At 70.1% G+C, this 7,304-nt stretch carries 8 protein-coding genes and 1 pseudogene; 6 read left to right on the forward strand and 3 right to left on the reverse strand.

Translation table 11 applies throughout. The annotated features are described in order from the left end of the window. Positions 1-31: 31 nt before the first annotated feature. From L942_RS25105 to L942_RS44445, 3 genes and pseudogenes are all read left to right on the forward strand, one after another. The gene (locus tag L942_RS25105; protein WP_037364887.1) at positions 32-337 is read left to right on the forward strand and encodes a hypothetical protein; all 306 of its coding nucleotides are present in this window, start codon (positions 32-34) and stop codon (positions 335-337) included. A gap of 186 nt (positions 338-523) precedes the next feature. Further along, positions 524-607 (forward strand): annotated as a pseudogene (locus L942_RS43170) (TetR family transcriptional regulator); the annotation flags it as partial. Between the two features lie 18 nt (positions 608-625). Further along, entirely contained in the window at positions 626-763 is a 138-nt protein-coding gene (locus L942_RS44445) for a hypothetical protein (RefSeq protein ID WP_158684537.1), read from the forward strand. A gap of 299 nt (positions 764-1,062) precedes the next feature. Here the strand turns inward: L942_RS44445 and L942_RS25110 are convergent, their stop codons facing one another. Then, on the reverse strand, positions 1,063-1,557 hold the full coding sequence (locus L942_RS25110; protein ID WP_081655219.1) for a CGNR zinc finger domain-containing protein: 495 nt from the start codon (positions 1,555-1,557) through the stop codon (positions 1,063-1,065). A gap of 65 nt (positions 1,558-1,622) precedes the next feature. Between L942_RS25110 and L942_RS25115 the strand changes: the two genes are divergently transcribed. Continuing rightward, complete coding sequence (locus L942_RS25115; RefSeq protein ID WP_037364893.1) at positions 1,623-3,029, forward strand: MFS transporter; 1,407 nt, start codon at positions 1,623-1,625, stop codon at positions 3,027-3,029. Positions 3,030-3,816: 787 nt separating this feature from the next. Here the strand turns inward: L942_RS25115 and L942_RS25120 are convergent. After that, positions 3,817-4,329, reverse strand: a complete 513-nt coding sequence (locus tag L942_RS25120) for a GNAT family N-acetyltransferase (protein WP_440201340.1) — start codon at positions 4,327-4,329, stop codon at positions 3,817-3,819. A 64-nt stretch (positions 4,330-4,393) separates the two neighbouring features. Between L942_RS25120 and L942_RS25125 the strand changes: the two genes are divergently transcribed. Then, complete coding sequence (locus L942_RS25125; RefSeq protein WP_037364900.1) at positions 4,394-5,131, forward strand: alpha/beta fold hydrolase; 738 nt, start codon at positions 4,394-4,396, stop codon at positions 5,129-5,131. Here L942_RS25125 and L942_RS25130 read toward each other — a convergent pair. After that, positions 5,124-5,954 carry a phosphotransferase enzyme family protein gene (locus L942_RS25130; protein ID WP_037364903.1) on the reverse strand — a complete coding sequence of 277 codons (831 nt, stop codon included), beginning with the start codon at positions 5,952-5,954 and terminating at the stop codon, positions 5,124-5,126. The genes L942_RS25125 and L942_RS25130 overlap by 8 nt on opposite strands. A 135-nt stretch (positions 5,955-6,089) precedes the next feature. Here L942_RS25130 and L942_RS25135 point away from each other — a divergent pair. After that, positions 6,090-7,304: cbb3-type cytochrome c oxidase subunit I (locus L942_RS25135; protein ID WP_037364905.1), on the forward strand; the 1,215-nt coding region annotated here is incomplete at its 3' end.

The raw sequence follows: 7,304 nt of genomic DNA on the forward strand, positions 1-7,304 counted from the left end.
CGCCCGAACCGGCTCCGGTTACGGTGGCTGCGTGCCTCGACGCAATCGACCCGGCAAAGGCCGTCCCGGTCCGGCGGTGCGCGCGGACGCCGGCGCGGTCAGCGGATGGGCGAGCGCCGAATCCGGCCCGGACGGGGACTGGCTGGTGCGCACCGTGCCTGGCGCGCACGCGGCCAAGACCTACCGCTGTCCCGGCTGCGACCACGAGATCCGGCCCGGCGTGCCGCACGTGGTCGTCTGGCCCGCCGACGAGACCGGCGGCGTCGCCGACCGCAGGCACTGGCATCGGCCCTGCTGGGAGGCACGGGCCCGGCGGCGTCCGCAGCGGCGCCGGTGAACGGAGCAGCGACACCGGCCCGCAGGTAAGGCTCGCCCTGTTCAGCCCTTCGGTCTCGTGCCCCCTGCCTCGATGACGATCATCCTCGCGATCGGTGACGCCCCGGGCGCGGCGTCCGGTCTGATCGGCGGCGCAGTTCGTGCTCGGAGCCGCTGCCCGGCGCGGCCGGTGCCGCCGTTGCCGTAGCGGGCGGGGGTCGCAGTCGGCGCGGTGTACCGGCACTTCCCTGCCAAGGCTGATCTGGTCGTCCGGGTTTTCCGGCAGGTCGTGTAGCGCGAGGTGGAAGCGGTGCGGTCGGCTGCGGGCGGGCCCGTCGATCCGGCGGCCCCCACGGCACTGTCCACCGCCGTAGCGGTGCTGGGGTTCGCACTCGTGGCGGCCGTCGCTTTGGTCGCGCTCGCGCGGCCCGGCGAGCCCGAGACCTAGTAGGCGCACCGAAAGGTCGCGTGCTCGTTCCGGAAAGCGAACAGTCCGGCGGGTTCTGTGTCCACCGCCTCCGGCAGTGGCGGCCGCGGATCGTGCATGAATGCCTCTGCTGGCCCGTCCGTAACCCGCGGCCCTGGTCTAGGTGCTCGCATTGCCAGTGCCGCCACGGGTGATTGTGAGCTGCTCTGGATGCCTTCTCCGGTGGACCTGTTGATCGACGGTGCTGCGGTCGCCCGGCTCGGGACCGTTGTGGCGCAGCGGAATTCCCGGCACGCCGACCACTGTGCGCCGGAAAGCCGTTATCGCTCCTGGAGTTCTTTCTTCCGGGCGCGGTGCCGCCGGACCGCGTCGCGGTTGACGCAGGCGTGGGTGCAGTAGCGCTGCGTGCCGCTGCGGGTGAAGTCGACGAACGCGCGGCGGCATTCCGTCGCGGCGCAGCGGCCGAGGCGGTGCAGGCTGGTCGAGGTCAGGTACTGCGCCGCCGCCACCGAGGTGACCGCGCGCAGCATCTCGGGGAGGCGAATTCCGTCGTCCCGGTAGTGCAGGTGCCAGCTGTACCCGTCGTGCTGGGTGATCCTCGGGTAGGCGGCGGCCTCGGCCAGCAAAGCGTTCAGCAGCCGGACGCGGTCCGCCTCGCCGGTCGTGTCGACGACCTCGACCCAGCGGTCCAGGAACTCGCACACCTCGGCGAAATCCTCGTCGGCGACCGGCGGGACCGGGCCCATCTCCGGCTCGTCCCACCGTCCGAGCAGGTCAGCGAGGTCCTTCGGCCGGTCGTTGGTGAGGCCGGTCACAAACTTGAGGAAACTCCGATGGTAAGAGTTATGCGGCATAAGCCTATTACAGCACGATCTTAGGCATGCCTCACTTGACGAGCCGCGCCGAGCCCGCGGTCGCCGCGCCGTCCTGGGTTCCGCTGGTCGCCGCGTGCGTCGGCACGTTCCTGCTGCTGGTCTACACCAGCATCGTCACCGTCGCGCTGCCCGCGATCGGGGCCGGACTCGGCGCGGGATACGGCCAGCTGCAATGGATCGTCGACGTCTTCACCGTGGCGCTCGCCGGGCTCCTGCTGGGTTTCGGCTCGCTGAGCGACCTGCTCGGCCGCAAGCGCGTCTACCTCGCCGGCTTGGTCCTGTTCTCCCTCGCCACGCTCGTCTGCGGCTTGTCCGCGACACCCGGCGAGCTGATCGCCGCGCGGGTTGTGCAGGGGGTCGCGGGTGCGGCGATGTTCGCGACGATCCTGCCGCTGGTCGGGCTGACCTACGAGGGTCGCGACCGGGCCCGGGCGTTCGCGATTTGGGGGACGGTCGCCGGAGTGGCCAGCGCGGTCGGCACCTTCTCCGGCGGGGTGGTCGCCCAGTTGCTCGGTTGGCGGTGGATTTTCTTCGCCTCCCTGCCCATGTGCGTGGCCGCGATCGTCATGGCGGCGACTTCGTTGAAGGAGAGCCCGCGAGCGCGCGGCCGCCGTGTCGACTACCCGGGCATCGGCACGTTCTCGCTGGCCGCGACCGGACTCACCTATTCCGTCATCACCGGCGGCGATCGCGGATGGACTTCGACCGGCGCGGTGCTCGGCTATCTCGTCACGGCGGTCGCCGTCGCGGCGTTCGTGGTGGTGGAACGCCGCAGCAGCGCGCCGATGGTGCCGCCCAGCTTGTTCGGCACGCGCCGGTTCCTCGGCGTGCTGCTCGTCGCGTTCAGCTACTACTTCGCCGGATTCGGTGCGCTGCCAGTGATTTCGCTCTGGCTGCAGAACGCCACCGGACTCAGCTCGGCGGCGACGTCGGCGGTGCTGGCGTCGCAGCTGGTGGTGTTAGTGGTGGTGTCGGCGCTGATCAGCGGCCGGCTGCACGCGAGATCGCCGGGCCGGGTACTGGGCGGCGCGACGATGCTGCTCGGCCTCGGCTGCCTGACCGCGGTCGCGGTGCTGGCCAGCCCGACCTGGCCCGCCCTGCTGCCGGCGCTGGTCCTGACCGGAATCGGCGCGGGCATCGTGTCGCCGGTCTTCCCAGCGGTCGCGATCGCCTCGGTGCCCTCGGAATACGGCGGTACAGCCGGCGCCGCCGCGAACAGCTCGCGGCAACTCGGCCTGGCGCTCGGAATCGCGGTGACCGGCGCGGTCTACGCGACCCGCGGCGAGGGCAGCGAGGGAGCGACGCAGGGGGTGTTGCTCGTGTTGCTGCTGTGCGGCGTGCTCGCTGTGGTGAGCGGTCTTGCGGCCGGCTGGCTGTTGCGGGACAAGACCGGGGGCAATGTTCAGGAATGACCGCGGTTTCGCCGGCTGACCGGGCTGGAATTGCGGTGACTGCTGTTGTTCGGCCTCGCCGACGGATCTGTCCACAATGGAACTTCGTCTCGCCGGAGTCGCCTGCAACTGGAGTTCACCCGACCGGTTTGGACTCCCGGCGGACCCGCGCCACACCAAGGACTGCACCCTGGGCGGCTCGTCGAACGGACCAGCGCAGCGGCCTCCCGACGGCCGCGAAACGCGCCGGGAACACGGACTGGCCCACATCGTCGCGGCAATCCGTTGGCAGAGCAGCGAATACGGCTGTTCGCGGCGTCGTCAGCTTTCCCGCGCCAGGGTAGGGCAGTCGCAGGCACCCGCCGTGGCTTCGCGGGCATGCCTGCGCGGCGGACGTAGCCGTTCGCGGCGCGGTCGGCTTTCCCGTGCCAGGGGAGAGCGGCCGCAGGTGCCCGCCGTGGCATCACGAGCCTCTGCCAGCGCAGCGGACGTAACTGTTCGCGACGCCGTCAGCTTCCGCGCGGCAGGGGAGAGCAGCCGCAGGCGCCCGCGTGGCATCGCGAGCCTGTGCCATCGCAGCAGACCTAGCCGCTCGCGACACTGCCAATTCCCGCGCACCAGGCCGGTCCAGGCCGACCGCCCGCTACGGGGCAGGCCCAGTCAACCCTCCGCCGCGAGCCCCTCCTCACCAATCCAAATCAACCCACCACAACATCACTCCCCCACTACGGTCATCACCCCCCTGGCCCATCCCTCCTCTCGCACGCGGAGCCTGGGCCCCTTCCTCACGCATGCCCGCGCCCCCGCCTCACCGCCGAAAATGCCGCGCCACCACCCCGTCTCGCTCCTCCTCCACGTACTCCGCGAACCCCAGCTTCTCCACCACCCGCAACGAAGGCGTGTTCGTCGCCGTCACCGTGATCAGCACCGGAATCGCCGGGATCTCCCGTTCCGCCCACTCCAGCGCCGCCCGCGCCGCCTCCGCCGCGTAGCCCTTTCCCCACGCCGACGGGCGGAAGCGGTACGCCAGGTTCAGCACCGTCTCGCCCCGGAACTCCCGGTTGCGCACTCCGGTCATGCCGATCACGTCCGAACCGTCGGCGGCTTCCGGCCTGCCTCGCTCCCGGACCGCCAGGTACCCGTAGCCGAACTCCGCCCAGTGCTCGAGCCAGCTGTCGAACGTCACCTGGACGGTCGCGGTGTCCGACGGAAACGGGTTGTGCCGGTTCGTCTCCGGGTCGGTCTCGATCTCCACCACCGCCTGCCGGTCGGTCTCCACGAAGCGCCGCAGCACCAGCCTTTCCGTCACGATCTCTGTCACGCCCCCGACCATAACGACGGGGTCCGACAAATATCGCGGCAAAAAACCAGAGACAATCTCCGCCATGACCGAACTGCCGTTGGTGCTCCTGCACGCCTTCCCGCTCGACGCCCGCATGTGGGACCTGGTCCGCGCGCCGCTCGCGGAACGTTTCCGGGTCATTACGCCCGACCAGCGGGGTCTCGGCCGGAGCCCGCTGCCGGAGACCGAAGCCGAGCCGGATCTGGCTGACGCCGCGCGGGACGTCGTCGCGCTCCTCGACAAGCTCGAACTCGATCAGGTGGTTCTCGGCGGCTGCTCGATGGGCGGCTACCTCGCGATGGCGCTGCTGCGACAGGCACCCGAGCGCGTCGGGGGACTGGTGCTCATCGACACCAAGGCCACCGCGGACACCCCCGAAGTCGCGCAGACCCGGCTCGACGTCGCGAACCGCGCCGAGGCCGAGGGCGTCCAAGGCTGGCTCGCCGACGCGAACCTGCCGAAACTGCTGGCCGACACCGCGTCTGACGACGTTCGCGCGCGCGTGCGCGTACTGATCGACGCGCAGCCGCCGTCCGGGGTCGCCTGGGCCGCGCGGGCGATCCGCAACCGGCCTGATTCCGTTGATCTGCTGCGCGAGATCGACGTCCCGGCGCTCGTCATCGTGGGGGACCGCGACGCGCTCACTCCGCTCGACGCGGCCAACACCATGGTCGATGCGCTGCCTAACGCGACCCTCGCGGTCCTCCCGGACGTCGGGCACCTGACGCCGCTGGAGGACCCGGCTGGCGTGGTCGAAGCCATCTTCGGCTGGGTCAGCTGAAATATTCGGCCGCCGCGGCGCGCGCTTCGCCTAGCCGGTGCGGGAAACGCTGCGCGAGCAGGAACCGCCACGCGACCGCGAAGAGCGAGCGAAGCTGCGTACACGTCTCGAGGACGGCTTCGTCCGCTTCGCCCGGGTAAGCGGCGAGGAACTCCGGCCCGCCCTGTCGCGCGAGGATCGCCAGGTCCCATTCGAGCGGCCCGCGCCAGGTGTCCTCGAAATCGAGCCAGCACGGGCCGTCTGCGGTCTCGATGAGATTGCCGGGGTGGGCGTCGCCATGCAGAACCTGAACCGGGCCGGACGGCAGCAGCGCGGCGAGCCGTTCGGTCTCCGCGCGGATCCGGTCGGCGAAACCGTCCAGCAACGGGCCGCTGCGGGCGACGGTGTCCAGGAGTTCGCCGACCGGGCCGCGGGAGGGCAGGTCGCCCGGATAGTCGCGCAGCGCGGCGTGGACCCGGGCGAGCGACCGGGCGGTCTCGTCCGGCCCGTGCCGATGGTCCGGATCGTGCGGGGTCCAGTGCCAGAGCGTGACCGGCAATCCCTCGGCGAAATGGGGTCCGGCCGGGGGATCCGCGGCCGGTGAGACGACGCGCACACCACGTTCGGTGAGGTACGCCGAAAGGGCGACGTCCCGTTCGAGCCACGCGGTCGCGTCCGGCCGCAGCAGCCGGGTGGTGGCCGGGACCCTCGCCACGACCGGACCCATCCTCACCAGCACGTTCGAGCGTTCGTGCAGCACCTCGGCGGCATCGGCCGGGAGGCCGAACCGCCGGCCGACGGCCAGCGCGGCGGAGACCGCCGCGGCGCGGTACGGGTCGGTCATTCCGTGATCTAACCAGCCGGTGCGCGCGACTGTCGGTAGCGAGGGCTACGATCCCCTTGACCGCCCGGATCAGGCCCGCCTGAGCCCGAGCGCCCCGAAGTTGACCACCACCAGGCTGCAGTGTTGGAGGCAGGAGTGACGGCCGTAGCCCCCAAGCCGATCGCAACGCGCCCGTATCCCGCGCGCGAGACGGCAAAGGGTTCGTACCTGCTGCGGTTGTTCCGCACGACGGACCACAAGCAGATCGGGATCATGTATCTGGTCTCGTCGTTCGCCTTCTTCATGATCGGCGGCGCGATGGCCATGCTCATCCGGACGGAGCTCGCCCAGCCGGGCCAGCAGTTCCTGTCCCAGGAGCAGTACAACCAGCTGTTCACCATGCACGGCACGGTGATGCTGCTGCTGTACGCGACGCCGAGCCTGTTCGGGTTCGCGAACTTCGTCCTGCCGCTGCAGATCGGCTCGCCCGACGTGGCGTTCCCGCGGCTGAACGCGTTCTCCTACTGGCTGTTCCTGTTCGGCAGCCTGATCGTGCTGTCCGGCTTCCTGACGCCCGGCGGCGCCGCCGACTTCGGCTGGTTCGCCTACACGCCGCTCTCGGACGCCATCCACTCGCCCGGCGTCGGTGCCGACCTGTGGATCGCCGGCCTGGCGGTTTCCGGTCTCGGCACCATCCTCGGCGCGGTCAACATGATCACCACGGTGGTCTGCCTGCGCGCACCGGGCATGACGATGTACCGGATGCCGATCTTCACCTGGAACATCCTGATCACGAGCATCCTGATCCTGCTCGCGTTCCCGATCCTCACCGCGGCCCTGTTCGGCCTGATGGCGGACCGGCACCTCGGCGCCCACGTGTTCGACCCGGCCAACGGCGGGGTGATCCTGTGGCAGCACCTGTTCTGGTTCTTCGGCCACCCCGAGGTGTACATCGTCGCGCTGCCGTTCTTCGGGATCGTGTCGGAGATCTTCCCGGTCTTCAGCCGCAAGCCGGTGTTCGGCTACAAGGGCCTGGTCTTCGCGACGCTGTCGATCGCGGCGCTGTCGGTGGCGGTGTGGGCGCACCACATGTACGCGACCGGCGCGGTCCTGCTGCCGTTCTTCTCCTTCATGACGTTCCTCATCGCGGTCCCGACCGGCGTGAAGTTCTTCAACTGGATCGGCACGATGTGGAAGGGCCAGCTGTCCTTCGAGACGCCGATGATCTTCTCGATGGGCTTCATCGTCACGTTCCTCTTCGGCGGTCTGACCGGCATCATGCTGGCCGCCCCGGCGATCGACTTCCACGTGTCGGACAGCTACTTCGTGGTGGCGCACTTCCACTACGTCCTCTACGGCACGATCGTGTTC

Origin of the sequence: Amycolatopsis orientalis DSM 43388 (genome assembly GCF_000411975.1) — a bacterium.
Classification (GTDB): Bacteria; Actinomycetota; Actinomycetes; order Mycobacteriales; family Pseudonocardiaceae; genus Amycolatopsis; species Amycolatopsis orientalis_D.

Excerpts from the sequence above, each read along its gene's own strand:
- L942_RS25115 (WP_037364893.1), top strand. The coding sequence starts at position 1,623 with ATGCCTCACTTGACGAGCCGCGCCGAGCCCGCGGTCGCCGCGCCGTCC.
- L942_RS25130 (WP_037364903.1), bottom strand. The coding sequence starts at position 5,954 with ATGACCGACCCGTACCGCGCCGCGGCGGTCTCCGCCGCGCTGGCCGTC.
- L942_RS25125 (WP_037364900.1), top strand. The coding sequence starts at position 4,394 with ATGACCGAACTGCCGTTGGTGCTCCTGCACGCCTTCCCGCTCGACGCC.